This window comes from Microbacterium sp. HA-8, assembly GCF_046111165.1.
Classification (GTDB): Bacteria; Actinomycetota; Actinomycetes; order Actinomycetales; family Microbacteriaceae; genus Microbacterium.
Genome location: NZ_CP162025.1, coordinates 2401997 through 2427222, shown reverse-complemented (window position 1 = coordinate 2427222; position 25226 = coordinate 2401997). Strand labels below are relative to the sequence as shown.

Sequence of the window (25226 nt, the reverse complement as noted above, 5' to 3'; positions counted from 1 at the left end):
GCGAGCGGCCTGCCCGCGCGTCCGCCTGAGACGATACCGTAGGATTCAAAGGTGACTGAGCAAGACCTGAACGCCAAGCCCGCGGCATCCACCACCCGACGCGTCGTCGTCGCCGAGGATGAGTCGCTGATCCGCCTCGACATCGTCGAGATCCTTCGCGACAACGGGTACGAGGTCGTCGGCGAGGCCGGCGACGGCGAGACCGCCGTCCAGCTCGCCACCGAGCTGCGCCCCGACCTCGTGATCATGGACGTCAAGATGCCCGTGCTCGATGGCATCAGCGCCGCCGAGAAGCTGAACAAGAACCACGTCGCGCCGGTCGTGCTGCTCACCGCCTTCAGCCAGAAGGAGCTCGTCGAGCGCGCGAGCGAGGCGGGTGCGCTCGCCTACGTGGTCAAGCCGTTCACCCCGAACGACCTTCTGCCCGCGATCGAGATCGCACTGAGCCGCTACCAGCAGATCATCACGCTCGAGGCCGAGGTCGCCGACATGGTGGAGCGCTTCGAGACGCGCAAGCTGGTCGACCGCGCGAAGGGGTTGCTCAACGAGAAGATGGGGCTGTCCGAGCCCGAGGCCTTCCGCTGGATCCAGAAGGCGTCGATGGACCGCCGCCTGACGATGCAGGATGTCGCGAAAGCGATCATCGAGCAGCTCGCCCCCAAGAAGGCCTGACCCGCGAGGCAGGCCTGATCAGATCCCTCAGCGGGCTGATCGCGTCAGATCCTTGAGCAGGTTGGTGATGCGCACCGTCGAGACACGACGGCCGTGATCGTCGCTGATCGCGATCTCGTGCACCGTCATGGTGCGCCCGAGATGGATCGGGGTGCATACCCCCGTGACCCGTCCGGACGTCGCGGATCGCGTATGGGTCGCGTTGATGTCGACGCCCACCGCGAGCCGCCCTTCGCCGGCATGGAAGTTCGCGTGCATCGAACCGAGGGACTCGCCGAGCACGACGTACGCCCCGCCGTGCATGAGTCCCACGGGCTGCGTGTTGCCCTCGACCGGGAGGGAGGCGACGGCGCGTTCGGGCGTGAACTCCACCCATTCGAAGCCCATCTTCTCGGCGAGCGCACCGACCCCGCGCGCCCGCGCCCACTCGAGTGCGGACGGGTATGCGGCATGGTCGTTCACGGGACTCCTTGGACGGGGGAGGCGGAGCCGCGGCGCTCGCACGGGGCCGCGGGCGGTGTCGGAACCCCTGACTAGGCTGTCAGGGTGCCGGACTCCGCAAAGCCTACCCTCATGATCGTCGACGGCCACTCGCTGGCCTACCGGGCCTTCTTCGCCCTCCCCGTCGAGAACTTCACGACCAAGGATCACCAGCACACCAACGCCATCTACGGCTTCCTGGCGATGCTCGTCAACCTCATCAAGGCTGAGAAGCCCACGCACATGGCGGTCGCCTTCGACACGTCGAGAGTGTCATTCCGCACGCGTGAGTATGCGGAGTACAAGGCCAACCGCAGCGAGACGCCGCAGGAGTTCAAGGGGCAGATCCCCCTCCTGCAGGACTGCCTCGCGGCGATGAGCATCACGGTGCTGCAGCAGGAGGACATCGAGGCCGACGACATCCTCGCCACGCTTGCGACCCAGGGGGCCGCGCAGGGATACGACGTCCTCGTCGTCTCCGGAGACCGCGACACGATCCAGCTCGTCACCGACGACATCACGCTGCTGTACCCGAACGTTCAGGGCGTCTCGCAGCTCAAGCGCTACGATCCCGCGGCCGTCGTCGAGAAGTACGGGCTGCCGCCGCATCAGTATCCCGAGATCGCCGCTCTCGTCGGCGAGACGAGCGACAACCTGCCGGGTGTGCCGAAGGTCGGCGAGAAGACGGCGGTCAAATGGCTGACCCAGTTCGGCTCGCTCGATGAGCTGCTCACCCGCGCCGACGAGATCAAGGGTGTCGTCGGCGGCAACCTGCGGGACCACCTCGACGACGTGCGACGCAACCGCACGCTGAACCGCCTGCTCACCGACGTCGAACTGCCCGTCGCGCCGGCCGACCTCGCGGTGCGCCCGATCGACGCGCAGGGCGTGCGCGACATCTTCGCCCGCCTCGAGTTCCGCACACTCCTGCCACGCGTCTTCGAGGCGACGGGAGCGGATGCCTCGGCCGCGGCGGCGACGGACTCTCCCGCCGCGGCGCCCACCGCCGCTCCCGCACGGCAGATCGCGCCCGGCGAGCTCGATGGCTGGATCGCCGCGGCGCTCGAGAGCCACCCGGCGGGCATCGCGATGGTGTGCGACCCGCAGCCGACGGCGGCCGCCGCGCGTGTCGGCCTCGCCACATCGGCCGAGGCCGTGGAGTTCGCGTGGATGCCCGCCGACGACGACCCGGCGTTCTCGGCGTTCACCGCATGGCTGGCCTCGACCGCACCGAAGGTGATGCACGACGCCAAACCGCAGCTCAAGTTCCTCCGGCGGGCGGGAGTCGAGGTCGCCGGCGTCGCGCACGACACGCTGATCGCCGGGTGGCTCGTGCGCCCGAGCTTTCCCGACAAGAACCTCGCCGACCTCGTGGATCGCTATCTGGGCGAGGCGCTGCCCGAGGCCGACCCGAATCAGCTCGTGCCCGAGACCGAGGGGGCGACCCCCGGTCAGCGCGCGTGGTACATCCTCAGGGTCGCCGACGCTCTGCTGGCCGACATGCCGGCGTCCGTTACGCGGGTGCTCTCCGAGATCGAGATGCCGACGCTGACGGCGCTCGCGGACATGGAGCTGGCGGGGGTGACCGTGTCACACGCCAAGCTCTCGTCGTTCTCCGGTGATCTGGGGGCTCGTGCCGAGACGCTCGCGCGCGAGGCGTACGCCATCATCGGCCGAGAGTTCAACCTGGGGTCGCCCAAACAGCTGCAGGAGGTGCTCTTCGAAGACCTCCAGCTGCCGAAGACACGCAAGACCAAGACGGGCTACTCGACCGATGCGGCCGTGCTCGCCGACCTGCAGGAGAGCAACCCGCATCCCTTCCTCGATCTGCTGCTCCAGCACCGCGAGGCGACGAAGCTGCGCCAGATTATCGAGTCCCTCGATGTCGCGATCGGTCCCGACGCCCGCATCCACACCACCTACGTGCAGACGGGCAGTCAGACCGGTCGTCTGTCCAGCACCGAACCGAATCTGCAGAACATCCCCGTACGCACCGAGGAGTCGCGTCGCATCCGGAGTGCCTTCGAGGTCGGTCAGGGGTATGAGGCCCTTCTGACCGCCGACTACTCCCAGATCGAGATGCGCATCATGGCGCACCTCTCCGAGGATCCGGGGCTGGTCGAGGCGTTTCGCACGGGGGAGGATCTGCACCGTTTCGTCGGCGCGCGCGTGTTCGGCGTGCAGCCCGCCGACGTCACCCCGGCGATGCGCACCAAGGTCAAGGCCATGTCGTACGGTCTCGTCTACGGCCTGTCGGCGTTCGGTCTGTCCAAGCAGCTGCGCATCGAGCAGTCCGAGGCCAAGCAGCTCATGACCGAGTACTTCGCGCGGTTCGGCGCGGTCCGCGACTATCTGCGCGGATCGGTCGAGCAGGCGCGGATCGACGGGTACACCGAGACCATCTTCGGTCGTCGCCGTCCCTTCCCCGATCTGGCCAGCCCCAACCGCGTGCTGCGAGAGAATGCCGAGCGTGCCGCGCTCAACGCGCCGATCCAGGGCAGCGCCGCCGACATCATGAAGATCGCCCTCTTCCACATCGACGATGCGCTGCGCGGGGCCGGTCTGCGCTCGCGCATCCTCATGCAGATCCACGACGAGCTCGTCGTCGAGGTGGCGCCCGGGGAGTGGGATGCCGCCGAAGAGATCGTCCGCGCGCGCATGGGCGACGCGGCCGAGCTGACGGTTCCCCTCGATGTGCAGATCGGGCGCGGCGCGGACTGGAACGAGGCCGCCCACTGAGTCGTGTCGGCCCCGGTCAGTAGGCTCGAGGCTATGACGGACGCACAGCGGACACCCACGAAGATCGACGAGGTCGCCGAGGCGTGGGTCGACACTCTCGCCGAGCTCTCCCCGACGCTCGGAACCTACATCGGTCGCTTCGAGTACAACGGGCGCTTCGACGATTTCTCGCCCGAGGGGGCGCAGCGCTTCGCCGACGCGGCGCGCACGACGCTCACGCGACTCGACGCGCAGATCCCGGCTGACGCCATCGATGCGGTCACGCAGGCGGACCTCGGGGGCAGTCTCCGTCTGGCGCTCGATCTGCACGACGCTCGCTGGCACCTGCGCGATCTCAACGTCATCGCCTCTCCCGCACAAGACATCCGATCGGCGTTCGATCTGATGCCCACCGACACGGTCGAGGACTGGGCCGTCATCGGCGAGCGCCTCCGGGCGGTGCGCGGCGCGGTCCGCGGTTACATCCAGACCCTCCGCGAGGGCATCGCGCAGGGAGTCGTCCCCGCGCGCCGTCAGGTCGTCGAGGTCGTCACCCAGCTGCACCGGTACACGGCCGACACCGGTTTCTTCGCCGAGTTCGCGGCTCAGGCGGCTCCCGCCGAGGGCCAGCTGCCGGCATCCCTCGCCCGTGATCTCGCCGAGCGTGCCGACGCCGCCCGTGTCGCCTACGACGAGCTCGCCGGCTTTCTCGCCGACGAGCTGGCGCCCGCGGCCACAGAGAAGGATGTGGTCGGTCGCGAGCTCTACGCCCTGCACTCGCGGCGCTTCCTCGGAGCCGAGATCGACCTCGACGAGACTTACGAGTGGGGCACCGAAGAGCTCGCGCGCATGGTCGCCGAGCAGGAGGAGGTCGCGCACGAGATCGCGCCCGGCTCCTCGATCGAGGACGCCGTCGCGATCCTCGAAGCCGATCCCGCCCGCAAGCTGCACGGTACCGAGGCGCTGCAGCGCTGGATGCAGGCGACGAGCGACCGTGCGATCGCCGAGCTGGGCGCGAGTCACTTCGACATTCCCGAGCAGATCCGCACGCTCGAGTGCATGATCGCCCCGACCAACGAAGGCGGCATCTACTACACGGGGCCGACAGACGACTTCTCCCGGCCCGGCCGCATGTGGTGGTCTGTGCCCGAGGGCGTCGACAGCTTCGACACCTGGCGGGAGCTGACCACGGTGTACCACGAAGGGGTGCCCGGTCATCATCTGCAGATCGCGCAGGCCGTCCACAACCGTGGCGAGCTCAACTCCTGGCGCCGGCTGCTGGCCGGCACGTCGGGCCACGCCGAAGGCTGGGCTCTCTACGCCGAGCGCCTGATGCAGGATCTGGGCTATCTCGACGACCCGGCCGACCGCCTCGGCATGCTCGACGGACAGCGCATGCGGGCCGCCCGCGTCGTCCTCGACATCGGCGTGCACCTCGAGAAGCCGCGACCCGACGGCCAGGGCCCCTGGGACGCCGCGTTCGCGCTGGAGTTCATGCGGCGCAACGTCAACATGCCCGACGAGTTCGTGCAGTTCGAGGTCAACCGCTACCTGGGGTGGCCGGGACAGGCGCCCTCGTACAAGGTCGGGCAGCGCATCTGGGAGCAGGTGCGTGACGCCTACCGCGATGAGCGGGGCGAGGCCTTCTCGATCAGGGAGTTCCACAAGCGCGCCCTCGACATGGGCGGTGTCGGACTCGACACGCTCCGCACGGCCCTTCTACGCGGCTGAGTCGGGGCCTCACGGGGGCGTTCCGCCAGCGGGATGCTGCCGCAACAGGTCCGCGACCTCCTCGTCGCCCGTCTGGGTGAAGTCTTCGTAGAACTGCCCGACGGCCCAGAACTCCCGTTCCGGGCGTAGGCAGACGTACAGATCCGCGATGCCGCGGTCGGGGCGCCACTGCGCCGGCGCGACGGGCGCCGCGAGCACCACCGTTGCGGCGCCGCGGTCGCGCAGGACCCGGCACGCGGCGGTGGCCGTCGCCCCCGTGGCGATGCCGTCGTCGACGACGATCGCCGTGCGTCCGCGCACGTCCGCTCGCGCGCCGTCGCCGCCGAACAGCCGAGTGCGTCGGGCGAGCTCGACGCGTTCGAGGTCCTCGACGAAGGCGAGCTGCTCCGGTCCGACGCCCATGCCGCGCACGGCGGCCGCATCCACCACCCGTACGTTCTCGCCGATCGCACCGACGGCGTACTCCGCGTGTGCCGGCGCGCCGAGTTTGCGCACGAGCACGACGTCCAGCGGGGCGGCAAGGGCACGCGCGACCGGTGCCGCGACGACGACGCCCCCGCGGGGAATCCCGTACACGACCGCGTCCGCACCCACGGTGCCCGCGGCCGCCTCCGCGACGAGGCGTTCGGCGAGGAGACGACCGGCATCGGCACGATCGCGGAAGGGCTGCGCTGCCATGCGGCCAGAGTACGCTCGCAGCGGCATGATGCGGCGGGAATGCCGGCACGACGGCATCCGTTGCATGCTTCTGAATAGAAGGGCGGGATCATGACCGAATCCACCGGAGTACAGCTGGGGCTCGACACGTTCGGCGATGTGAGCCTGGGATCCGACGGGCACCTGATCAGCGATGCCGAGACGATCCGAAACGTCGTCGACCAGGCGCAGCTGGCCGACGAGGTCGGGCTGGCGTTCTTCGGGGTGGGGGAGCACCACCGCCGCGAGTTCGCGATCTCGAGTCCCGAGATCGTCCTCGCCGCCGCGGCCGCTCGGACGTCCCGGATCCGCCTGGGCACCGCCGTGACGGTGCTCTCGAGCGATGACCCCGTGCGCCTCTACGAGCGCTTCGCGACGCTCGACGCCGTCTCGCAGGGGCGCGCCGAGGTGATCCTCGGGCGCGGGTCGTTCATCGAGTCCTTTCCGCTGTTCGGCTACGACCTGCAGGACTACGAGACCCTTTTCGAGGAGAAGCTCGACCTCTTCACGCAGCTCATGACCGAGAAGCCCGTCACCTGGCAGGGCACCACCCGCGCACCGCTCACCGAGGCGGATGTGTTTCCGAAGACCGCCCGGGGGCTCAAAGCCTGGATCGGCGTGGGCGGCAGCCCCGAGTCGGTCGTGCGTACGGCACGTCATGGTCTCGGCCTCATGCTCGCGATCATCGGCGGGCCCGCCTACCGGTTCCGCCCGTTCGTCGATCTCTATCACCGCTCGCTCGACGCCTTCGGCCGCGAGGCGCTGCCCATCGGCGTGCACTCGCCGGGTCACATCGCCGACACCGACCAGCAGGCCTGGGACGAGGCCTACGCCGGCTTCGAGGCGATGAACAACACCATCGGGCGCGAGCGCGGATGGCCGCCCTACAGCCGGATGCGCTTCCAGCACGATGTCGGCCCCGAAGGGGCGATCTACGCCGGATCCCCCGAGACCGTCGCGCGAAAGATCGTCGACACGGTGCAGACTCTGGGCGTTTCGCGCTTCGACCTCAAGTACGCGACCGGCACCATGCCGCACAGCATGCTGATGCGCAGCATCGAGCTCTACGGTACGCGGGTCGCCCCGCTCGTGCAGGAGATGCTCGCGGACTCCCGCCAGCCGGTGCGCTGAGTCGTACGATGGCCGGTGGGCTGAGCCGTACGATGGCCGGCGTGACCGACACCGCAGCCGCACGCTCCGCGCGGCCCTCCGACCGTCTCGACACGTTGCCGTTCAGCCGCGCCCACCTGCGCGTGCTCACCGGCTCGGGAATCGGCTGGGCACTCGATGCGATGGATGTCGGACTCATCTCCTTCGTGATCGCCGCTCTCACCGTGCAGTGGAGTCTGCTGCCGCACGAAGCGTCGTGGATCGCCTCGGTCGGATTCATCGGCATGGCGATCGGTGCGAGTGTCGGCGGTCTGCTGGCGGATCGGCTGGGGAGGAGGCAGGTCTTCGCGATCACGCTGCTGGTGTACGGCGTCGCCACGGGTGCGAGCGCTCTCTTCGGCTCGGTCGCCGCGCTGCTCGTGCTGCGGTTCTTCGTTGGCCTGGGACTCGGGTCCGAGCTGCCGGTCGCCTCGACGTACGTGAGCGAGTTCGCCCCCGCGCGCATCCGCGGGCGTCTCGTGGTGATCCTCGAGGCGTTCTGGGCCGTCGGCTGGACCGCGGCCGCGCTGATCGGCTACCTCGTCATCCCCGCCTCCGATGACGGCTGGAGATGGGCGTTCGCGATCGGTGCGATCCCGGCCGTCTACGCGCTCATCGTGCGCTGGGGTCTGCCGGAGTCGGCACGGTTCCTCGAGTCGCGAGGAAGGCTCGGCGAGGCGGATGCTGTCGTCCGGCGCTTCGAGGCGTCCGCTGGCCGCCCGTCCCCGGCCGCGGCGACGGTGCGCGACGGCGGCCTACCGGTGGCGCCCGCGGTGGACGCGGCACCTGGCGGGGCGGGCCGGGCGCGGGGCGCGATGCGCGGCGTCGCGGCGCTGTGGGGTCCGGGCGTGCGCCTGCGGACGGCATCCCTCTGGGTCGTGTGGTTCTGCGTCAACTTCTCGTACTACGGGGCCTTCATCTGGATTCCGTCGCTGCTCGTCGCGGCGGGATACGACCTCGTGCGCTCGTTCGGATTCACCCTGATCATCACTCTCGCGCAGCTGCCGGGATACGCCGTGGCGGCGTGGCTGATCGAGGTCTGGGGCCGGCGTGCGACGCTCGTGGTCTTCTTGGCGGGGTCGGCGGTGTCGGCCTACTTCTTCGGCACCGCGATCGCGCAGTGGCAGGTGATCGCGGCCGGGATGGCGCTGTCGTTCTTCAACCTCGGCGCGTGGGGTGCGCTCTACGCCGTCACTCCCGAGGTCTATCCGACGCCCGTGCGCGCGACCGGCGCGGGCTGGGCGGCCGCGGTGGGGCGTCTCGCATCCATCGTCGCGCCGCTGCTGGTGCCGGTGATGCTCGTCTGGGGCGGCACGCCGCTGCTGTTCGCCGTGTTCGCAGGGTTCTTCGTGCTCGCAGCCGTGGCCGTCCTGCCGCTCGGCGACCGCACGGGCGCAGCGCTCGACGCCTGACCCGCCCGCATAGGGTGGGGGAGTGGTACACGTTCGGTACGTCGCGATCGGCGACTCCTTCAGCGAGGGCGTCGGCGATGAGCTGCCCGACGGTCGCACCCGGGGGTGGGCCGATCTCACCGCGCAGGGCTGGGCGAATGCGCTGGGAGATCGGATCGAGTACGCCAATCTCGCCGTCCGGGGCAAGCTCGTCTGGCCGATCGTCGAGGAGCAGCTCGAACCGGCCCTCGCGCTGAATCCCACGCACCTGTCGTTCAACGGCGGGGGCAACGACATGCTCCGACCGCGCGCCGACCTGGTGCGCGTCGCCGACGCCTTCGAGCGCGTGCTGCGTCGGTGCGACGAGGAAGGGGTCACGCTGATCCTGCTCTCGGGCGCGAACCCGTCCGCGCAGCTGCCGCTCGGGCGGCTCATTCGGCGCCGCGGAGACGAGCTCTCACGAACCGTGGAACAGCGGGTGGAGCACCGCGACGATGTCGTCCGCGCGCTGAACTGGCACGATCACGAGCTCGGCACGCCTCCGTTCTGGTCCGAGGACAGGCTGCACATGAGCGCACGCGGGCATCACCGTGTCGCCGCCCGCGTGCTCGATGCCCTCGGGCACACCCCGCCGCCGGAGTGGTGGGCGCTGCCGGATGCGGGTCCCCGAAGCGCGCGCGGGTGGGCCTACTATCGCGAGCACGTCGGTCCGTGGGTGCGCCGGCGGATGACCGGAACCTCATCGGGTGATGGCCGCCAGGCGAAGTACGGCGCGTGGACGCCGATCGACCCGAGCACCTGAGCGCGGCATCCGTTCGGAGCACGGACCCGCTCAGAGCCCGGACCCGCTCGGAGCACGTGTCCCTCAGAGCACGTACCCCGGGTGCTCGGCGAAGGCACCGTCGATGACGATCTGCGCGCGCTGGCGGGCCAGCTGGCGCAGTGCGCTGGTCGTACGCGCGCCCTCGGCGAAGTACCACCAGAGGTACAGCGCACCGTACATCCACGCGCCGTTGTAGGCCCAGTTCGAGTCGGCGCCGTCCTTGCCCTCCCCGAATGTCGAACCCGCGGGGAAGGTCGAGTTGTGCCGGAGTGCGGCGTGCCGTGCCTCGTGAACAAGCGTCTCGGCGCGTCCCGGGGCGTTCTTGCTGTAGAAGAACAGCGAGTACAGCTCGACGTTGGAGCCGTTGTTGCGAGCGACGGCGTCGCCGTCTCCGCAGGCGGCACGCAGATCGCCGATGTGTTCGCGCACGTACCGGCGCGCCCAGTTCAGGCAGGCGCCCGAATAGTCGTCGTCGAGGTAGTTCTGGGCCGAGTAGGTCAGCGCGTAGCAGCCGTTGAAGGCTCGGGCGAGTGGCAGATCGGTGTTGCAGCAGTCGTCGTACCCGAAGCTCGCGTTCCAGGTCGCATTGGCGAAGAAGCCGTATGTGTTCCAGAAGTAGTCGACGAAGGGCTGACTGCAGATGGAGGCGCCGTAGAAGGCGTCTCCGGAGGCGTTCTTGTCGGGCACGGTGGCGCCACAGGCGGTCATGGTCTCATTCCTCTCTCGATGCTGCGCGGGTCACTCGTCGAAGGGGCGCGGGATGCCGGGCAGGTCCTTCTGCGGCGGATCGATGCGGTCGATATCGGCCTGTTCGGCGTCCGACACGGTGTGGCGCTGCAGGTCTGCGATCCACCCGTCACCCCGCTCGTCGAGAAGGGCGCGGGCGCGCTCGAGCGCGTCGCGCTGATCGCCGTCGAGGAGTGCGAACCACGCGGCGCGGCGCATCGCGGTGTAATCGGCGCGGGCGATGGTCTCGAGCAGCACGTCGCTCGTGTCGACGCCGTGCCGGAAGAGGCGGCTCAGGCCCTCCATCGCGGTGGTGCGCAGCAGCACCTCCTCGGTGACCGTGCTGATGCCGTGCGCGGGGTCGGCGGACCGTTCCTCGGGAATGGGGCGTCGGACGATGTCGGCGAGCAACTCACCCGCCGCCGGGTGTTCCAGATCGATCGCCAGTTGCACGAGCGCCCACCGCTCGATGTAGGCATCCTCCTCGAGCGCATCGTGGGTCTTCAGCACCAGGACGGCGAAGTCCGCGTCCTCGCGCACGCGGGCCAGGGCGCGCTGATAGATCTCCTCGGCGCCGGCGCCACTCGCCGTCATGACCGCGACCGTGTCGGTCAATCGCCGGTACAGCCGCGGATCGCCCGAGATGTCCGGGAAGCTGCGCATATCCCGGATGGCGAACTCGTCGGGTTCGGTACCGCGCACGCGAGGCGTGTTCTCGTGATGCACCATCGCTCTCTCCTGTCTGAGGGCGAGCGCGGGGGAGTGCGCTCACCCTCAAAGGAGTTCGCGAGGCGACGTCTGATACGTCTCAGCCGCGGGTCAGCAGCCCGGGCCCGCGGGATCCTCGATGCAGGTGCGGGCGACGAGGGCCGTGTGCACCTCGACGACACGCACGTCGTATCCGACGCCCGCCGAGGTGACCGCCCCGGTGACGGGTCGCCATGCCCCCGTGCCGAAGTCGACCGCCGCCTGGTAGATGACCCGCGCGGTGACACGGTAACGGCCGGGCTCGCCGTAGACATGGCTCGTCGCGGTGGGGCTGAACTCCGGCATCCCGAGTCTCTGCCACGGCGCGCCGCCGGTGGATGCCGCGCGCGCCGTGCCGTCGCCGTGCTCGAAGCGGAAGGCGGTGGGGGAGAACCGCACCGTGACGTCGTACCCGAACAGCGTGCCCGTCAACGCATGGGTGGATGCTGTCGCCACGAGGTTCGTGGGCATGCCGACGACGCCGAGCCCCTGCGGCTCGCCCGTGATGGCCGGGGCCGCCGGGATGAACGAGGCGAGGTCCGCCGCCGTGACGTCGGGGAGGGTGACGACCGTGTAGTTGGGGCGGCACAGCGCGGTCGTGCAGGCCGGGGGAGCGGCGGGCGCTGTGCCGGTGTCGTCGCGGCTTGGATTCGTTGCCGAGCCCGTCTGTGGCCTCGTCGCTGGCCCGCTTTGCCCGCCGAGGCTGCGGGTGTCGGCGCCGACGTCGACCTGGGTGCCGTTCGTCGTGGCGTGGCAGGTCGTCGTCCAGCCAAAACCGCCCTGGCAAGCATTCGATGTGGGGATGCCTGTGCCAAGCATCGCCCCTACCAGCATCAAGGTCGCGGCAGCCGTTCTCAGCACAGCGCAGGGTCTCCGGGCAGGAACTTCGACACAGCCAAGCCAGTGGCGGTGCTGGGACGTTCTTCGAGAATCACCACGAACGATTGGATGCTTGTACGGTCAGAATTGGGGATCACACTGCCGGACGCGTCAACCAATTTCACTGTGCCAACGTCTACGCAGACGAGGAGGCGTTCTGCTTGACCACCTATAGAGAGGACGCGCGTCTCGCCCGTCACCTCATGTCCCAGCGAGTGGAGCTCGGTTAGGTACGTTCGAGCACCAGCATTCGCTTCGCCGGTACTCCACTCGTAGACGTTGGTGAATGTTTCCGGATCGCTGACTACTACGCCGTTCTGGGCGTCGACGTAGGCGCGATATGTCGCCTCGGCGGCTGCGAAGGCTTCTTCGTCCGTGGCGAAGGGGAGTGCAGTCGCGGAGGGTGTGGGCGTCGCGTCGGGCTGCGACGCACATCCGACCAGCAGCAGGGCGGCGGCGGCGAGCGCGACGATCCCGAATCTCATGGCGACAAACTAGCCGTGCGGCAGCAGGCGACGGCGGTTATCCACAGATGTCGGAGGTTCGTCGTACATTCGCCGCATGACTCGGTTCTTCTTCGACACCGCAACGTCCCTCGACGGCTTCATCGCGGACGACGCCGACTCGCTCGCATGGCTGTTCGCCGTGCCCGACGGCGAGTCGCCCGCCGACGAGCTGCTGCCGCACGATCATGCGGTCCTGGTGGAGGGATCGACCACCTACGAGTGGCTGCTGAGAGAGTCCGACATCCTGACGCACCCCGAGAAGTGGCAGGAGTTTCATGGCGATCGGCCGGTGTTCGTGTTCACGACGAGGCAGCTTCCCGTGCCGGCGGGAGCCGACGTGCGCTTCGTCTCGGGCTCGGTCGCCGAGGCGCTGCCGCGGATCCGGGAGGCCGCGGGCGACGGAGATGTGTGGGTCGTCGGCGGGGGAGATCTGGCCGGGCAGTTCTTCGACGCCGGAGTGTTGACCCGCATCGCGATCTCGATCGCGCCGGTCGCGCTCGGCTCCGGCGCGCCCCTGCTGCCACGCCGTATCGAATCCGACCGCCTGACACTCGTCGAGGCGAAGGCCGTCGGGCAGTTCGCGCGCGTGGTCTTCGACGTGCGCATGACCTGACGCGTCGACGCACGCATCCGCTGCGGCGGCCCTGGTCGCGGCCGCCCCAGGCGTGCCCCGGCGTCGCCTACATCTCACAACCGTTCGCCTCACCCCAGGCGTGCCCCGGCGTCGCCGACATCTCACAACCGTTCGCCTGTCGCGAACTGCGGGTGCGACACCGTCCGACCCGCAGTTCGTGACAGGCGAGTACCTCGCGCAGGCGCCGGTGCGCACTTCGCCTGTCGCAAAGTGCGGGTCGCGCCGCGCTGCACCCGCACATCGCGACAGGGGAGCGCCCTCACGATGACGGCACGCACACGACGAGCGCCGCCGCACGCCCCACGAAGGCCGCCCGAACAACTCAACCTGACATAATGTGCATTATCGGCGAATAACCCATCCGGGCCTCAGCGCACGCGCAGCTCCGTCAGCGCCCCGATCCGCAGCGACGGCGCCGCCTCATCAAGAACGACGGTGCACAGCGTGTGCGTACAGGACCGGCAACGAACGATCGCCACGGAATCGTCCACCTCGACGGATGCCGCCGCCAAGGGCTCTGCCGCGCCGCACGCGCCGCACGATGCGACGAGCGCCGTCGGGTCCCCGCCGAGCAGGCGCGCCAGGACGCCCGCCAGGGCGTTTCCGTCGACCAGTGTCGCGTGCGCGGCCCGGCGGTCGTGTCGCGGAGACCCGACTCCCATCACGCACCTCCGAAACGCTCGGTACGGATGCGGTCGCTCCGATGTCCGAGTTCGACGAGTGTCCGCGCGACCGCTTCGACGAATCCCGTCGGCCCGCAGACGAACGTTGTGGCCCCGACATCCACGGGCCACACCGCGGATTCCACGGTCTCGGCATCCACCCGCCCGACTCGGCCCGACCAGCCATCGGGTGCGCGCCGGGTGTAGACCCAGGTCACGTCGACGCCCTGCTCCCCCATGGATTCGACATCATCACGATATATCGCGTCTTGCGGTGAACGCACCGAATAGAGCAGGCGGAACGGCTGGCCCGAACCCGCGGTCGCACGAGCGCGCGCGATCGCCCGGACCGGCACGATCCCCGAACCGCCGGCGATCAGCTGGACGGGCCCCCGATCCTCGGGGCGCCAGATGAAGTAGCCACCGAGCGGCCCCTGGACTTCGAGTTCGTCACCCGGCAGCACGTCACGGACGAGGTAGGGCGAAACCTCACCATCGGCGACCTCGTCAACAGCCAGCTCGATGTGCTCACCCGCATCGGCGGAGGCCAGGGAGTACGACCGCACGGCCTGGTACCCGTCCTCGGCCGTCAGTCGGAGATCGATGTGCTGGCCCGGAACGCTGCCGGGCCAGCCCGGCACCTCGACCTCGAGCACACGCGCCGAGGGCGTCACCGATCGCGCCGCCACGATCCGCGCGGGCCGCCAGCCTGCGTTCACCAATATCTCTCTTCGGCCCACGGGTCGCCCCGACGGTGGTAGCCGTTCTGCTCCCAGAAGCCCGGGTCATCGCTCTTCTGCATCTCGATGCCCCGCACCCACTTGGCGCTCTTCCAGAAATACAGGTGCGGCACGAGCAGCCGTGCGGGCCCGCCGTGTTCGGGCTCGAGCGGCTTGCCGTCGAATTCGCATGCGACCCATGCCTTGCCGCCCAACAGATCGTCCAGGGGCAGGTTCGTCGTGTAGCCGCCATACGCATGGATCATCGCGAACGCCAGCTCCGTGTCGATGCCGGCGAACAGGGTGTCGAGCGACACACCGCGCCACGTCGTCTCGAGCTTCGACCACCGGGTGACGCAGTGGATGTCGGTGTGCACATCCTCGATCGGAAGCGCCATCAGCTGATCCCACGTCCACGTCGTGACAGCGTCCTCGGTGCGGATCGAGAATGCCCACTCCCCCGTGTCCACCCGGGGCGTCGGACCCGCCGAGAGCACGGGGAAATCCTCCGTCAGGTACTGCCCGGGAGGCAGCCGTGGATCACTCTCGCGGCGGCGGGCTCCGAAGCCCCGGGAGAACACGGCCATGACGCCTCCGAACGGTCTGGGTCTCCAGAGTATCGGCGCGCGGAGCCTGCGCGAGGGCCACGCGCAGGACGATCGCTACGCTGGGAGGATGCCGCGTCCCGCCGATTCCGACGCGGCGCCGTGATCGAGGCCCTCACCGGATTCGTCGTCATCGGCGTCGCCATCGCCGTCGGCTACGTGATCGGGCGCATCGATCTGCTCGGACCGCACGCGCGCCCCGTGCTGAGCCGCCTCACCTTCTTCGTCCTCTCCCCCTTCCTGCTCTTCGTCGTGCTCGCCCAGGCCGACGTGGCGATGCTGTTCTCGGCGATGCTCCCCGTCTCGGCGCTCGCCGCGCTCACGGTCTTCGTCGCATACACCGTCGTCGCCCGACTGATCTGGAAGCGCTCGGTCGGCGAGACCCTCATCGGCGCGCTGTCGGCCGGGCAGGTGAACTCCAACAACATCGGCATCCCCATCTCGCTCTACATGCTGGGAAGCGCGGCCTTTCCCGCGCCCGTCATCCTGCTGCAGCTGCTCGTGTTCACGCCGATCGCGATGACGATCCTCGAATCCGTCACGTCGGGGCGCGCGTCGCTCGGCCGCGCGCTGGCGCGCACGGCGAGCAACCCGATCGTGATCGGGTCCGTGCTGGGCACCCTCGTGTCCGTGAGCGGGATCACGCTGCCGCCCGTCGTGCTCGATCCCGCCCTGCTCATCGCCGACGCGTGCGTCCCCGTCCTGCTGATCAGCTACGGCATCTCGCTCCACGGTCAGCGGGTGCTGGGCGCGTCTGGCCGGCGTCGCGACATCCTCCTCGCCTCGGCACTGAAGCTCTTCGTCATGCCGTGTGCCGCATGGGCCGTCGCGACCTACATCTTCCATCTCTCCGCCGCGGAGGTGCTCGTCGTCGTCGTGCTGGCGGCGCTGCCCACAGCCCAGAACGTGTTCAACTACTCCCAGCGGTACGGTGTCGGCGAGACGATCTCGCGTGACACGGTCTTTCTCACGACGGTCGCGAGCGTGCCCGTCCTGATCGGCATAATCCTGATCCTCGTCTGGCCCGGCAAGACCGCCGCCGTCGTCACGGCGATCATCGCGATCTATGCGATCGTCGCCGGCCTGGTATATGCCGGCCTCGGCATCTTCTCCAAGGCGATGGGCGGATGGTCGCGCATCGGTCACATCGTGCTCGGCGTGCTGTTCGTCATCGCGGGCATCATCGCTTTCGCCAACCTCGGCGCCGCCACGGCATGGCTCGCCCTCTTCCTCGGCATCCTCGTCGGCATCATGTGGATCGTCGAGGGCGTCGTGGCGCTCACGACGCTCGGCGGTTCGAGCTCGAAGGGCTGGAGCATCTTCTTCGCGATCCTCAGCATCGTCGCGGGCGTCATCCTGCTCTTCTCGCCCATCTGGGGCGCTGTGGTGCTGTGGTGGCTGATCGGCATCTCGCTCGTCGTGCTGGGAATCCTTCAGATCATCCGCGCCTTCACGTTCAAGACGCTCTGAGCCGAGGCGCACACGCGAAAGCCCACGCTCCCTCCCCCGGGGCGCGTGGGCTCTTCTCGTGCGAGCGGGCCGTGACTAAGCGCCGGCGAAGCCGCTGGTGTCGCCGATGAGGCGCGTGTTGTCCGTCGGTACGGGGTCGGATGCGGCGAGAGCGACCTCGGCAGCGAATTCCGAGACGTTGTAGAGCCGCCCCGCCGACTCACGGCGCGACGCGATGGCGCCCGGGTTGGCCCGCTCGAGCAGGGTCGCGGTGATCGTGCCCTCGATCATGTCGCCCGAGACGACGACGAAGCCGATACCGCGGCGCTCGAGATCGGGGATGAGCTCTCGGAGCGCGTCCTCACCGGCCCGCTTGGAGAGCGCGACCGGTTCGTACTCCGGCATGGTCGGCGTCGTGCGGATGAAGTGCGCCTGGTGGCTCGTGACGAACACGACACGTGCGCCCTCGCCGAGCAGTGGCAGCGCCGCCTGCAGCGCACCCACCTGCGCATCGCGGTTGAGCAGCAGCGCGTAGTCCTCCCCCATGCCGGACTCCATGCCGCCGGACGCGTTGAGCACCAGGATGTCGAGGCCGCCGAACTCGCGCTCGACCTCGGCGAACATCGCGCCCACGGAGTCGGCGTCGGTGAGGTCCGCCCCGACCACGATGGCGCGGACACCGAGCGCACGCACCTCGTTCGCCAGCTTCTCGGCGCGAGGAGCCTTGTTCCGGAAGTTGATCACGACGTCGGCGCCGGCCTGGGCGAGGTATCGAACCGTGTCGGCACCGATACCGCGCGAGGAACCCGTCACGAGAGCGCGCTTGCCGGCGAGGGATCCGGGGGCGAGAGGGACGGCGGGGTCGGTCACGGGGTGCTCCAGAGGGATCGAACGGGCCGCGCACAGGTGATGTCACGGACCTCTCGACCCTACCAACCCCGGCCCGCGGGCCCCGTGCTAGGTTCGAGACGAGGAGGCGCGCCGTGGACCTTGTTCAGACCATCGAGCAGTTCGCCTGGATCGGGTGGATCGTCCTGATCCTCGTCTTCTTCACGATCGAGACACTCACCCTGGAGTTCACCTTCCTCATGCTCGGGGTCGGGGGTGTCGCCGGTCTCGTCTCGGGTCTCGCCGGCGCTCCGCTCTGGCTGCAGGTCGTCCTCGCCGCGGCCGTCGCCGCGGGACTGCTCCTGCTCCTGCGCCCCCCGCTGCTGCGGCGCCTGCGCCGCGGCGAGGATCCCACGCCGAGCAACATCGACGCACTGCTCGGGATGCCGGGGGTCGTGGTGTCCACGGTCTCGACGCTCGGGGGCCAGGTACGCCTCGCAAACGGCGACACATGGACTGCCCGCGCCGACAGCGGCGCCGCAGACGCGCAGATCACCCCCGGCATCCCCGTCACCGTGGTGCGCATCGACGGCGCGACCGCCGTCGTGCGCACGCAGATCCCCGAGGAGGGCGTATGAGCGATCTCGAGCAGATCATCCCGACCGCGATCGGCTGGGTCCTCGCCGCGGCGGTCTTCATCTTCGTGCTGGTGGTGATCGTACGATCGATCCGCATCATCCCTCAGGCCACGGCGGGGGTCGTCGAGCGGCTCGGCCGCTATCGCAAGACCCTGATGCCGGGCCTGAACATCCTGGTGCCGTTCATCGATCGGGTGCGGCCGCTGATCGATCTGCGCGAGCAGGTCGTGTCGTTCCCCCCGCAGCCGGTGATCACCGAGGACAACCTGGTCGTCTCAATCGACACCGTCGTCTACTTCCAGGTGACCGATGCCCGCGCGGCGACCTACGAGATCGCCAACTATCTGGGCGCGGTCGAGCAGCTCACCACGACCACGCTGCGCAACGTGGTCGGCGGGCTCAACCTCGAAGAGGCGCTCACCAGCCGGGACGAGATCAACAGCAAACTGCGCATAGTTCTCGACGAGGCCACGGGTAAGTGGGGCATCCGCGTCGGGCGTGTCGAATTGAAGGCGATCGACCCGCCGGTCTCCATCCAGGACTCGATGGAGAAGCAGATGCGCGCCGAACGCGATCGCCGTGCCCTGATCCTGACCGCCGAGGGTACCAAACAGTCCGCGATCCTCACGGCCGAGGGCGCCCGGCAGGCCGAGATCCTGCGCGCCGAGGGCGACAAGCAGGCCGCCGTGCTGCGGGCGCAGGGCGAAGCCGAGGCGATCCAGACCGTCTTCGCCGCCATCCACCAGGGCAATCCCGACGAGAAGCTCCTCGCCTACCAGTACCTGCAGACCCTTCCCAAGATCAGCGAGGGCTCGGCCAACAAGCTGTGGATCATCCCCAGCGAGTTCACCGAAGCCCTGAAGAACGTCTCGGGAGCCTTCTCAGGCACGCTCGCCGATGTGGCGGCTCGTGAGGCGGCCCCTCGCGCTGCATCGCACCCCGATGGGCCCTCCGCGTCGTGACACACCCGTGGTTCGCCGCCTCGGCGGCGCCCCGAGTGCTGGCCCATCGCGGACTCGTCACGGACACCGGCGCAGCGCACGGCATCGCCGAGAACTCCTTCGCGGCCGTCGCCGAGGCCCATGCCGCCGGGGCCTTGTACGTCGAGTCGGACTGCCACCTGACCCAGGACGGGGTCGTGGTCCTCTTCCACGACCCCGATCTTCGGCGCGTGACCGGCGATGCGCGCTCCCTCGCGGACGTCGGAGTCCGTGAGCTCGAACAGCTGATGGCGGAGCGCGGCGGGCTGATCACCCTCGAGCAGGCGCTCGACGCCTTCCCGACGGTCCGGTTCAACATCGATGTCAAAGCCGCGGCCGCAGCCCATCCCGCGGGCAGGATCATCGCACCCCATGCCGAGCGCGTGCTGCTGACGAGCTTCTCGGATGAACGCCGGAGAGCAGCGCTTTCGGCCGCGGCGGGCGGAAGCTCCCCGCCCGCGACATCGGCGGGTAGGTGGGTGCTCACGCGGCTGCTCGCTGCCCTCGCCCTGCGACAGAGGCGCGTCGTGCGCGCACTGCTCTCGGATGTCGACGCGCTCCAGATTCCGGAGCGAAGAGGCCGCGTGCGCGTGCTCAGCCCGCGGCTGCTCGACGCGGCGCATGAGAAGGGCGTCGAGGTGCACGTGTGGACGATCAACGAGGAGCACGAGATGGACCGCCTGGTCGCGATGGGCGTCGACGGCATCGTCACGGATCGCGCGGACGTGGCGCTGCGACGGTTTCCGCACGTCTGACACTGTGCGTTGACTGAGAATGCCGCGCCGCAACGGCCCGTTCGGATGAAGCATCCAGGTGGTCACGTTATACCGGAGGACGGACCTAGACAGACCGTCACCACCCACCGCCGAGGAGACCACACAATGGCAGATCGCAGCCTGCGCGGCATGCGGCTCGGCGCCCAGAGCCTACAGAGCGAAGAGGGCGTCGTGTTCATGGAGCGCGCGGAACACACTTACAACTGCAGCACGTGCGGACGCGACACCGTCCTGATGTTCGCCGCAGACGCCGAAGCCCCCGAGGCCTGGGAGTGCCGCACCTGCGGCGCGGAGGCAGCCCTCGTGGTCGGCGACAAGGCGGTCACGATCGATCACAGCGACGACAAGGTCGCCCGCACCCACTGGGACATGCTGCTCGAACGTCGCTCGCGCGCCGAGCTCGAGGAGCTGCTCGAGGAGCGGCTCGCCTACCTGCGCGCCCGTCGCGGCGCCGGTGAGAACCCCGACAGCATGCTGCTCGGGGCCTGAGCCTCACGATCCGCCACGGAGGGCGCCGGATGACGACATCCGGCGCCCTTCGTCATATCCGGGCGCCTCAGGCGGCGTCGCGCCGACGGCGACGCGCCAGCAGACCGACGCCGGCGAAAGCCGCGAGGGCTCCCCAGAACAGGATCGCCTGAACCGTCGACCCGATGAGCACGGCGGGAGTGATCCCCTCGCGCAACTCGACATCCGTGACCATCGCGCCCGGCTCGTCGGCGGGCAGCGCGTCGATCGTCGAGCCGTCGGGTGCGATGACCTGGCTCGTGCCGACCGTAGAGATGTTCACGACCGAGCGGCCCGTCTCGATCGCCCTCATCCGCGCGAACGCCAGCTGCTGAAGGTTCTCGTCCGTCCCACGGAAGTCGGCATTGTTGGTCTGGAACATGTACACCTGCGCGCCGTCTCGCGCTCCCTCGTGGATGACGTCGTCGTAGATGACGTCGAAGCAGATCGCCAATCCCACGCCGACACCGTCGACATCGAACACGGGGGCGTTCTGCCCGGGTGTGTACTCGCGCTGGATCAGCCCGATCAGATCCGGTGCGAGTGCCTCAAAGAACCACCGGTCGGGCACGTACTCGCCGAAGGGCACGGGTTTGCGCTTGTCGTGGTACTGCACCGGGTTGGATTCGCCCGCCCGCCACAGCATCGAGGTGTTGAAGATCTCGTCGCCGCGCTGGGTGGCCGCATTGACGATCAGAGGGGCGTCGGCCAGCGACGACAGCGAGTCCAGCGTGCGCGCCGTCGACGCGTTCTGCGTCGGATCCGAGTCGATCCCGCCCTCGGGCCACAGCAGCACGTCGAGATCGTCGTCGATGATCGGCTGCGTGGCGGCGAGCTGGGCGCGCAGCACATCTCCGGGTGCGCGTTCGTCGAAGTACCCGGAGGGGCCGTTGCCCTGCACGCTGCCCACACGCATCGTCCCCGCCGTCGCCGTCGCGAACTGCGGAGTGAGCAGGAGCACGGTCGCCAGCACGAGCGTCGGCAGTGCGGTGCGCACATCGCGCAGATGCCGCAGTCGCGCCCACTCGATCGCGGCGGCGCACACGGCCACCATCAGAAACGTCAGGCCGGTGACACCGACCCACGAAGACACGTGCGCGAGGGGGCTCTCGGATTGACTCATCCCCATCCGCGCCCACGGAAATCCCGTGTACGGCCACGAGCCCATGAACACCTCACGCGCCGTCCAGAGTCCGGCCACGAGCAGCGGTAGGAGGACGAGTCGACCCGTCCGCGCGGGCATCACCCGCGGCATCCATCGGTACGCCAGCGCGATCGGAAGCGAGCCGACGGCCCAGAAGACGGCCTCGAGCCCCGCGAGGGCGAACCAAGGCACGAGACCCAGGTAGCGCGTGATCCAGAGGATGTGCACGAAGTAGAACGACGCGCCGAACACCGCCCCCACGAGCAGAGCCGACCACGCACTCCGGCCGACGAGCGACACGAGCGCGAGCGAGATCCCGACGAACGCCAGCGGCCACACGCCGACGGAGGGATACGCCAGATCGAGCACGGGACCTCCCACGGCGGCGGCGATCAGGGCCGCCCAGAGGGGGAGGAGGGGCTTCGTGCCGGTGCGCGGCGAAGCGGAGGTCACGGGCACGCCTTCCAGCCTAAACGCGCGCGAGAATGCGCCGGGCGGGATGCGGGAGCTCACACGCCGGAGTAGGCCACGATGCCGCGCCGCACGGCGTCGAGCGCGTCGCGCGCCGTGCCGGCGAGGGGCGCGTCCGCGACGATCGAGAGCTGATCGAGAAGATCTATCGTCTGCTTGGTCCAGCGTACGAAGTCCCCCGCCGCCATATCGGCGTCATCGAGCACACGATCCAGGGGCATTCCGCGCGCCCAGGCCCGCATCGCGCGGGCCAGACCCGTCGCGAGCGGCTCGGACCCCGGGAGCCGGTGATCCCGTTCGATATCGTCGAGCCGCGACCAGAGATCCTGCGTCGCGCTGAGCGCCGCCCGAAACTCCCCTCCGGGCAGTCCCCGCTCCCCCGGTCCCGCCTCGTCGCGGCGCGGTTCGAAGACCAGACAGCTCGCGAGAGCGGCGAGAGATGCGGCATCGAGCCGATCCCAGAGGCCCAGACGAAGCGATTCGGCCACGAGCAGATCGCGTTCGCCGTAGATGCGCCGCATCGTCTTGCCCGCCGGGGTGAGGAAGACCCGGCCGTCGCGCTCGCGAAGGTACTCGAGCGCGCGCAGCACATCGGTGACCCGGTCGAACTGCCGCGCGACGGTGCCCGTGCGGCTGTCGATCTGCCGGCGCAGGGAATCGACCTGCCGCTTCAGCTTCCAGTACCGCTCCCCCCATCGCGCGTGCGCTTCACGGTCGGGGCACGTGTGACACGGGTGGCGCTGCATGCGCGTGCGCAGGCTCTTGAGCTGGGCCTGCCGACGTTCGCGAGCACCGCGGCTCGCCCCGGCATCCGTCCGATTCTGCTTCTCGAGATCGCTCAGCTCGCGTCGGATGCCCGAGTACTCGGCGAAGTCTCCGCGGTCGCAGGTCATCGCCTGCGCGTAACCTGCCAACGACTCCTCCTGCTCGCGCACCTGCCGCGCGAGGCCGACGACCGCACGGTCGGCCTGGAACTGGGCGAACGAGGACTCCAGCAGCTCGCGGGCCCGACCCCTGCCGTACCGGTCGATGAGGTTGACGGCCATGTTGTAGGTGGGCCGGAAGCTCGAGTGCAGCGGGTAGGTGCGACGCGACGCCAGCGCCGCGACCTGCTGGGGATCCAGACCCTCGGTCCACTGGATGACCGCGTGTCCCTCGACATCGATGCCCCGCCTGCCGGCGCGCCCGGTGAGCTGCGTGTACTCCCCCGACGTGATGGCGACCCGCGCTTCGCCGTTGAACTTCTCGAGCTTCTCGAGCACGACCGTGCGCGCGGGCATGTTGATGCCGAGAGCCAGGGTCTCGGTCGCGAAGACCGCCTTGACGAGCTTGCGGCGGAAGAGCTCCTCGACCACCTCTTTGAAGGCCGGCAGGAGCCCCGCGTGGTGGGCGGCCACGCCCCGCTCCAGGTTCTCGCGCCATTCCCAGAAGCCGAGCACGGCCAGATCCTCGTCGGGCAGCGTGCGGGTGCGCTCCTCGATCACGGCCCGGATCTCGGCACGATCCTCGGGGGACGTCAGGCGCAGCCCGCTTCGGCGCACTTGCTGGACCGCGCCATCACACCCCGCACGGCTGAAGATGAAGAAGATCGCCGGCAGCAGGTTGCTGCGTCCGAGCAGCTCGACGACATCGGGGCGGTCGAGTCGCTCGATCCGCTGGACGTTGCCGGGCCGCACCGGCCGGTGGTGACCGCGGTCGGGCCGACGACGCGAGGGCTCGTATCGGCCGGTCTGACGGTCGCTGTTGCGAGCGTGCGCGCGACGGTTGTTGTCGAGGTTCGCCCCTTTCGGCGAGCGGATGCGCATCAGCTCTTGATTCACCTGCGCGGTGGCCACCCCCGCGCGATCGTCGAAGAGAGGCAGCAGGTCTCCCCGCACGAGGACGTGCTGTTCGAGTGGCACGGGCCGGGTCTCGGAGACGATGACCTCGGTGTCGCCGCGTACGGTGTCGAGCCAGTCGCCGAACTCCTCGGCGTTGGAGACCGTCGCAGACAGCGACACGAGGCGCACGTCGCGGGAGAGGTGGATGATGACCTCCTCCCACACTGCGCCGCGGAACCTGTCCGCGAGGTAGTGGACCTCGTCCATCACGACGAAGCGCAGGTCGCGCAATGCCGGCGAGTCGGCGTAGAGCATGTTGCGCAGCACCTCGGTGGTCATCACCACGACGCGGGCGTTGCCGTTGATGTTGACATCGCCCGTGAGCAGCCCGACCTCGTCTGCGCCGTACACCTCCTGCAGCTCGCGGAACTTCTGGTTCGACAGGGCCTTCATCGGTGTCGTGTAGAAGGCCTTGCCGCGATCGCTCTGCATGGCGAGATGGACGGCGAACTCCCCCACGATCGTCTTGCCCGCTCCGGTCGGGGCCGCCACGAGCACGCTGCGCCCCTCTTCGAGGGCCTGGCACCCCGCGACCTGGAAGGGGTCGAGGTCGAACCGCTGCGCCTGAGCGAACGCGGAGGTGAGGGGATGCCGGTGCGCCTCCCGCGCGGAGGCGTACCTCTCCGCGGGGCTCGGGATGCTCACCCGGGCGTCCCCGCGGCCAGCAGCGCGGCGTCGCGCTTGCGGCGGCGGCGGTCGAAGAGCAGAGAGAGTCCGGCGGCCGCGAAGTACAGCACGATCATGATGCCCATGAGCAGAAGCATCGAGGTGACATCCGCCGCCGGCGTCGCGAGCGCCGAGAAGACGGCGGCGATGAGGACGGCGACCCGCCATCCCTTGAGGATCGCCATCCCGCTCATGACGCCCGAGATGTTCAACGCCACGAGGAAGACGGGAAGCACGAACGCGCAGCCGAGGACGATGAAGAACTTGAAGACGAAGTCGTAGTAGGTGTCGTAGGCGAACAGCAGCGCCGAGCCGTTGGGCACGAAGGATGCCATCAGCTCGATCACGTGCGGGATGATGAAGAAGCCCACGACGCACCCGGCGAAGAACAGCGGGATGGCGGCCCCGATGAACGACCAGGTATAGCGGATCTCTTTGCGCGTGAGGCCCGGCATCACGAACGCCCACAGCTGCCAGAGCCAGACCGGTGCCGAGATGAGCAGGCCGATCGCGAACGCGATGCGGATGCGCAAGTCGAAGCCGCTCGTGACGGTCGTGAAGTTCAGAGCGGTGAGCGCGTCGCCCTGCATCTCGAGTCCGCGGCGTTGCGCCACCTCGAGGATCGGCTCGTTGAGCAGGGAGATGATTCCGTCGGTGATGAAGAAGGCCACCACCATGCCGGCGATCAGTCCGAGGGCTGCGATCATCAGCCGACGACGCAGCTCGACAAGGTGGGCGCCGAGCGACAT

General features: G+C 69.1%; 25 protein-coding genes. 12 read left to right on the top strand and 13 right to left on the bottom strand.

Features of this window, described 5'->3' with window-relative positions; translation table 11 throughout:
- Window positions 1-51: 51 nt before the first annotated feature.
- The gene (locus AB2L57_RS11620; protein ID WP_292815370.1) at window positions 52-672 is read left to right on the top strand and encodes an ANTAR domain-containing response regulator; all 621 of its coding nucleotides are present in this window, start codon (window positions 52-54) and stop codon (window positions 670-672) included.
- 27 nt (window positions 673-699) lie between these two features.
- On the opposite strand, the gene AB2L57_RS11615 is transcribed toward AB2L57_RS11620, so the two are convergent.
- Window positions 700-1059 (bottom strand): PaaI family thioesterase, encoded by a 360-nt coding sequence (locus AB2L57_RS11615; protein ID WP_292815375.1) that lies wholly within the window; start codon window positions 1057-1059, stop codon window positions 700-702.
- Between the two features lie 159 nt (window positions 1060-1218).
- On the opposite strand from AB2L57_RS11615, the gene polA reads away from it, so the two are divergent.
- Window positions 1219-3891 (top strand): DNA polymerase I, encoded by a 2673-nt coding sequence (gene polA / locus AB2L57_RS11610; protein ID WP_409047158.1) that lies wholly within the window; start codon window positions 1219-1221, stop codon window positions 3889-3891.
- A 33-nt stretch (window positions 3892-3924) separates the two neighbouring features.
- Window positions 3925-5601, top strand: coding sequence for a DUF885 domain-containing protein (locus AB2L57_RS11605; protein ID WP_409047157.1), 1677 nt, complete (start codon window positions 3925-3927; stop codon window positions 5599-5601).
- A 9-nt stretch (window positions 5602-5610) separates the two neighbouring features.
- On the opposite strand, the gene AB2L57_RS11600 is transcribed toward AB2L57_RS11605, so the two are convergent.
- Window positions 5611-6279 (bottom strand): phosphoribosyltransferase, encoded by a 669-nt coding sequence (locus AB2L57_RS11600; protein WP_292813553.1) that lies wholly within the window; start codon window positions 6277-6279, stop codon window positions 5611-5613.
- Between the two features lie 90 nt (window positions 6280-6369).
- Here AB2L57_RS11600 and AB2L57_RS11595 point away from each other — a divergent pair, with 90 nt between their 5' ends.
- The 3 genes from AB2L57_RS11595 to AB2L57_RS11585 are packed head-to-tail and all read left to right on the top strand — an operon-like array spanning window position 6370 to window position 9639.
- Window positions 6370-7428 (top strand): LLM class flavin-dependent oxidoreductase, encoded by a 1059-nt coding sequence (locus tag AB2L57_RS11595; RefSeq protein ID WP_409047156.1) that lies wholly within the window; start codon window positions 6370-6372, stop codon window positions 7426-7428.
- 32 nt (window positions 7429-7460) lie between these two features.
- Entirely contained in the window at window positions 7461-8858 is a 1398-nt protein-coding gene (locus AB2L57_RS11590) for an MFS transporter (protein ID WP_409047155.1), read from the top strand.
- 22 nt (window positions 8859-8880) lie between these two features.
- A complete protein-coding gene (locus AB2L57_RS11585; RefSeq protein ID WP_409047154.1) occupies window positions 8881-9639 on the top strand; it encodes an SGNH/GDSL hydrolase family protein in 759 nt (252 codons plus the stop codon).
- Between the two features lie 63 nt (window positions 9640-9702).
- On the opposite strand, the gene AB2L57_RS11580 is transcribed toward AB2L57_RS11585, so the two are convergent.
- The 4 genes from AB2L57_RS11580 to AB2L57_RS11565 all read right to left on the bottom strand — a co-directional run bounded on the left by AB2L57_RS11580 (window position 9703) and on the right by AB2L57_RS11565 (window position 12497).
- Window positions 9703-10368, bottom strand: a complete 666-nt coding sequence (locus AB2L57_RS11580) for a hypothetical protein (protein WP_292813545.1) — start codon at window positions 10366-10368, stop codon at window positions 9703-9705.
- 30 nt (window positions 10369-10398) lie between these two features.
- Entirely contained in the window at window positions 10399-11115 is a 717-nt protein-coding gene (locus tag AB2L57_RS11575; protein WP_409047153.1) for a hypothetical protein, read from the bottom strand.
- A gap of 90 nt (window positions 11116-11205) precedes the next feature.
- Complete coding sequence (locus AB2L57_RS11570) at window positions 11206-11952, bottom strand: hypothetical protein (protein WP_409047152.1); 747 nt, start codon at window positions 11950-11952, stop codon at window positions 11206-11208.
- Window positions 11953-11987: 35 nt separating this feature from the next.
- Window positions 11988-12497 carry a hypothetical protein gene (locus tag AB2L57_RS11565; RefSeq protein WP_409047151.1) on the bottom strand — a complete coding sequence of 170 codons (510 nt, stop codon included), beginning with the start codon at window positions 12495-12497 and terminating at the stop codon, window positions 11988-11990.
- 76 nt (window positions 12498-12573) lie between these two features.
- Here AB2L57_RS11565 and AB2L57_RS11560 point away from each other — a divergent pair, with 76 nt between their 5' ends.
- On the top strand, window positions 12574-13131 hold the full coding sequence (locus AB2L57_RS11560; RefSeq protein WP_409047150.1) for a dihydrofolate reductase family protein: 558 nt from the start codon (window positions 12574-12576) through the stop codon (window positions 13129-13131).
- 389 nt (window positions 13132-13520) lie between these two features.
- On the opposite strand, the gene AB2L57_RS11555 is transcribed toward AB2L57_RS11560, so the two are convergent.
- From AB2L57_RS11555 to AB2L57_RS11545, 3 genes are read right to left on the bottom strand one after another with little or no spacing between them, the layout of a single operon-like run.
- Window positions 13521-13814, bottom strand: a complete 294-nt coding sequence (locus AB2L57_RS11555) for a DUF6510 family protein (RefSeq protein WP_292813535.1) — start codon at window positions 13812-13814, stop codon at window positions 13521-13523.
- Window positions 13814-14533 (bottom strand): FAD-binding oxidoreductase, encoded by a 720-nt coding sequence (locus AB2L57_RS11550; protein ID WP_363331357.1) that lies wholly within the window; start codon window positions 14531-14533, stop codon window positions 13814-13816. The genes AB2L57_RS11555 and AB2L57_RS11550 overlap by 1 nt, the downstream gene beginning before the upstream one ends.
- Window positions 14530-15120: a sulfite oxidase-like oxidoreductase gene (locus AB2L57_RS11545; RefSeq protein ID WP_292813531.1), complete on the bottom strand. Its 591-nt coding sequence runs from the start codon at window positions 15118-15120 to the stop codon at window positions 14530-14532. Before AB2L57_RS11545 ends, AB2L57_RS11550 begins: the two co-directional genes overlap by 4 nt.
- A gap of 120 nt (window positions 15121-15240) precedes the next feature.
- Here AB2L57_RS11545 and AB2L57_RS11540 point away from each other — a divergent pair, with 120 nt between their 5' ends.
- Window positions 15241-16608, top strand: a complete 1368-nt coding sequence (locus AB2L57_RS11540; protein ID WP_292813530.1) for an AEC family transporter — start codon at window positions 15241-15243, stop codon at window positions 16606-16608.
- Between the two features lie 75 nt (window positions 16609-16683).
- Here the strand turns inward: AB2L57_RS11540 and AB2L57_RS11535 are convergent, their stop codons facing one another.
- Window positions 16684-17457: an SDR family oxidoreductase gene (locus AB2L57_RS11535; RefSeq protein WP_292813529.1), complete on the bottom strand. Its 774-nt coding sequence runs from the start codon at window positions 17455-17457 to the stop codon at window positions 16684-16686.
- Window positions 17458-17570: 113 nt separating this feature from the next.
- On the opposite strand from AB2L57_RS11535, the gene AB2L57_RS11530 reads away from it, so the two are divergent.
- The 4 genes from AB2L57_RS11530 to AB2L57_RS11515 all read left to right on the top strand — a co-directional run bounded on the left by AB2L57_RS11530 (window position 17571) and on the right by AB2L57_RS11515 (window position 20298).
- Window positions 17571-18053 (top strand): NfeD family protein, encoded by a 483-nt coding sequence (locus AB2L57_RS11530; RefSeq protein WP_292813527.1) that lies wholly within the window; start codon window positions 17571-17573, stop codon window positions 18051-18053.
- Entirely contained in the window at window positions 18050-19015 is a 966-nt protein-coding gene (locus AB2L57_RS11525; protein ID WP_409047149.1) for an SPFH domain-containing protein, read from the top strand. The genes AB2L57_RS11530 and AB2L57_RS11525 overlap by 4 nt, the downstream gene beginning before the upstream one ends.
- Window positions 19012-19788, top strand: a complete 777-nt coding sequence (locus AB2L57_RS11520) for a glycerophosphodiester phosphodiesterase family protein (RefSeq protein WP_292813523.1) — start codon at window positions 19012-19014, stop codon at window positions 19786-19788. The genes AB2L57_RS11525 and AB2L57_RS11520 overlap by 4 nt, the downstream gene beginning before the upstream one ends.
- A gap of 126 nt (window positions 19789-19914) precedes the next feature.
- Window positions 19915-20298: an RNA polymerase-binding protein RbpA gene (locus tag AB2L57_RS11515; protein ID WP_292813521.1), complete on the top strand. Its 384-nt coding sequence runs from the start codon at window positions 19915-19917 to the stop codon at window positions 20296-20298.
- A gap of 67 nt (window positions 20299-20365) precedes the next feature.
- Here the strand turns inward: AB2L57_RS11515 and lnt are convergent, their stop codons facing one another.
- From lnt to tatC, 3 genes are read right to left on the bottom strand one after another with little or no spacing between them, the layout of a single operon-like run.
- Window positions 20366-21919: an apolipoprotein N-acyltransferase gene (gene lnt, locus AB2L57_RS11510; RefSeq protein ID WP_409047148.1), complete on the bottom strand. Its 1554-nt coding sequence runs from the start codon at window positions 21917-21919 to the stop codon at window positions 20366-20368.
- 50 nt (window positions 21920-21969) lie between these two features.
- Window positions 21970-24456, bottom strand: coding sequence for an RNA helicase (locus AB2L57_RS11505; protein ID WP_292811696.1), 2487 nt, complete (start codon window positions 24454-24456; stop codon window positions 21970-21972).
- The gene (tatC, locus tag AB2L57_RS11500) at window positions 24453-25226 is read right to left on the bottom strand and encodes a twin-arginine translocase subunit TatC (RefSeq protein WP_292811706.1); all 774 of its coding nucleotides are present in this window, start codon (window positions 25224-25226) and stop codon (window positions 24453-24455) included. The genes AB2L57_RS11505 and tatC overlap by 4 nt, the downstream gene beginning before the upstream one ends.

Bases quoted from the DNA above. Each gene is read 5' to 3' on its own strand.
- tatC (WP_292811706.1), bottom strand. From the start codon at position 25,226: ATGTCGCTCGGCGCCCACCTTGTCGAGCTGCGTCGTCGGCTGATGATC.
- AB2L57_RS11595 (WP_409047156.1), top strand. From the start codon at position 6,370: ATGACCGAATCCACCGGAGTACAGCTGGGGCTCGACACGTTCGGCGAT.
- AB2L57_RS11565 (WP_409047151.1), bottom strand. From the start codon at position 12,497: ATGAGATTCGGGATCGTCGCGCTCGCCGCCGCCGCCCTGCTGCTGGTC.
- AB2L57_RS11575 (WP_409047153.1), bottom strand. From the start codon at position 11,115: ATGGTGCATCACGAGAACACGCCTCGCGTGCGCGGTACCGAACCCGAC.
- AB2L57_RS11605 (WP_409047157.1), top strand. From the start codon at position 3,925: ATGACGGACGCACAGCGGACACCCACGAAGATCGACGAGGTCGCCGAG.
- AB2L57_RS11590 (WP_409047155.1), top strand. From the start codon at position 7,461: ATGGCCGGCGTGACCGACACCGCAGCCGCACGCTCCGCGCGGCCCTCC.
- AB2L57_RS11555 (WP_292813535.1), bottom strand. From the start codon at position 13,814: ATGGGAGTCGGGTCTCCGCGACACGACCGCCGGGCCGCGCACGCGACA.
- AB2L57_RS11515 (WP_292813521.1), top strand. From the start codon at position 19,915: ATGGCAGATCGCAGCCTGCGCGGCATGCGGCTCGGCGCCCAGAGCCTA.
- AB2L57_RS11600 (WP_292813553.1), bottom strand. From the start codon at position 6,279: ATGGCAGCGCAGCCCTTCCGCGATCGTGCCGATGCCGGTCGTCTCCTC.
- AB2L57_RS11570 (WP_409047152.1), bottom strand. From the start codon at position 11,952: ATGCTTGGCACAGGCATCCCCACATCGAATGCTTGCCAGGGCGGTTTT.
- AB2L57_RS11615 (WP_292815375.1), bottom strand. From the start codon at position 1,059: ATGGGCTTCGAATGGGTGGAGTTCACGCCCGAACGCGCCGTCGCCTCC.
- AB2L57_RS11545 (WP_292813531.1), bottom strand. From the start codon at position 15,120: ATGGCCGTGTTCTCCCGGGGCTTCGGAGCCCGCCGCCGCGAGAGTGAT.
- AB2L57_RS11560 (WP_409047150.1), top strand. From the start codon at position 12,574: ATGACTCGGTTCTTCTTCGACACCGCAACGTCCCTCGACGGCTTCATC.
- AB2L57_RS11525 (WP_409047149.1), top strand. From the start codon at position 18,050: ATGAGCGATCTCGAGCAGATCATCCCGACCGCGATCGGCTGGGTCCTC.
- AB2L57_RS11580 (WP_292813545.1), bottom strand. From the start codon at position 10,368: ATGACCGCCTGTGGCGCCACCGTGCCCGACAAGAACGCCTCCGGAGAC.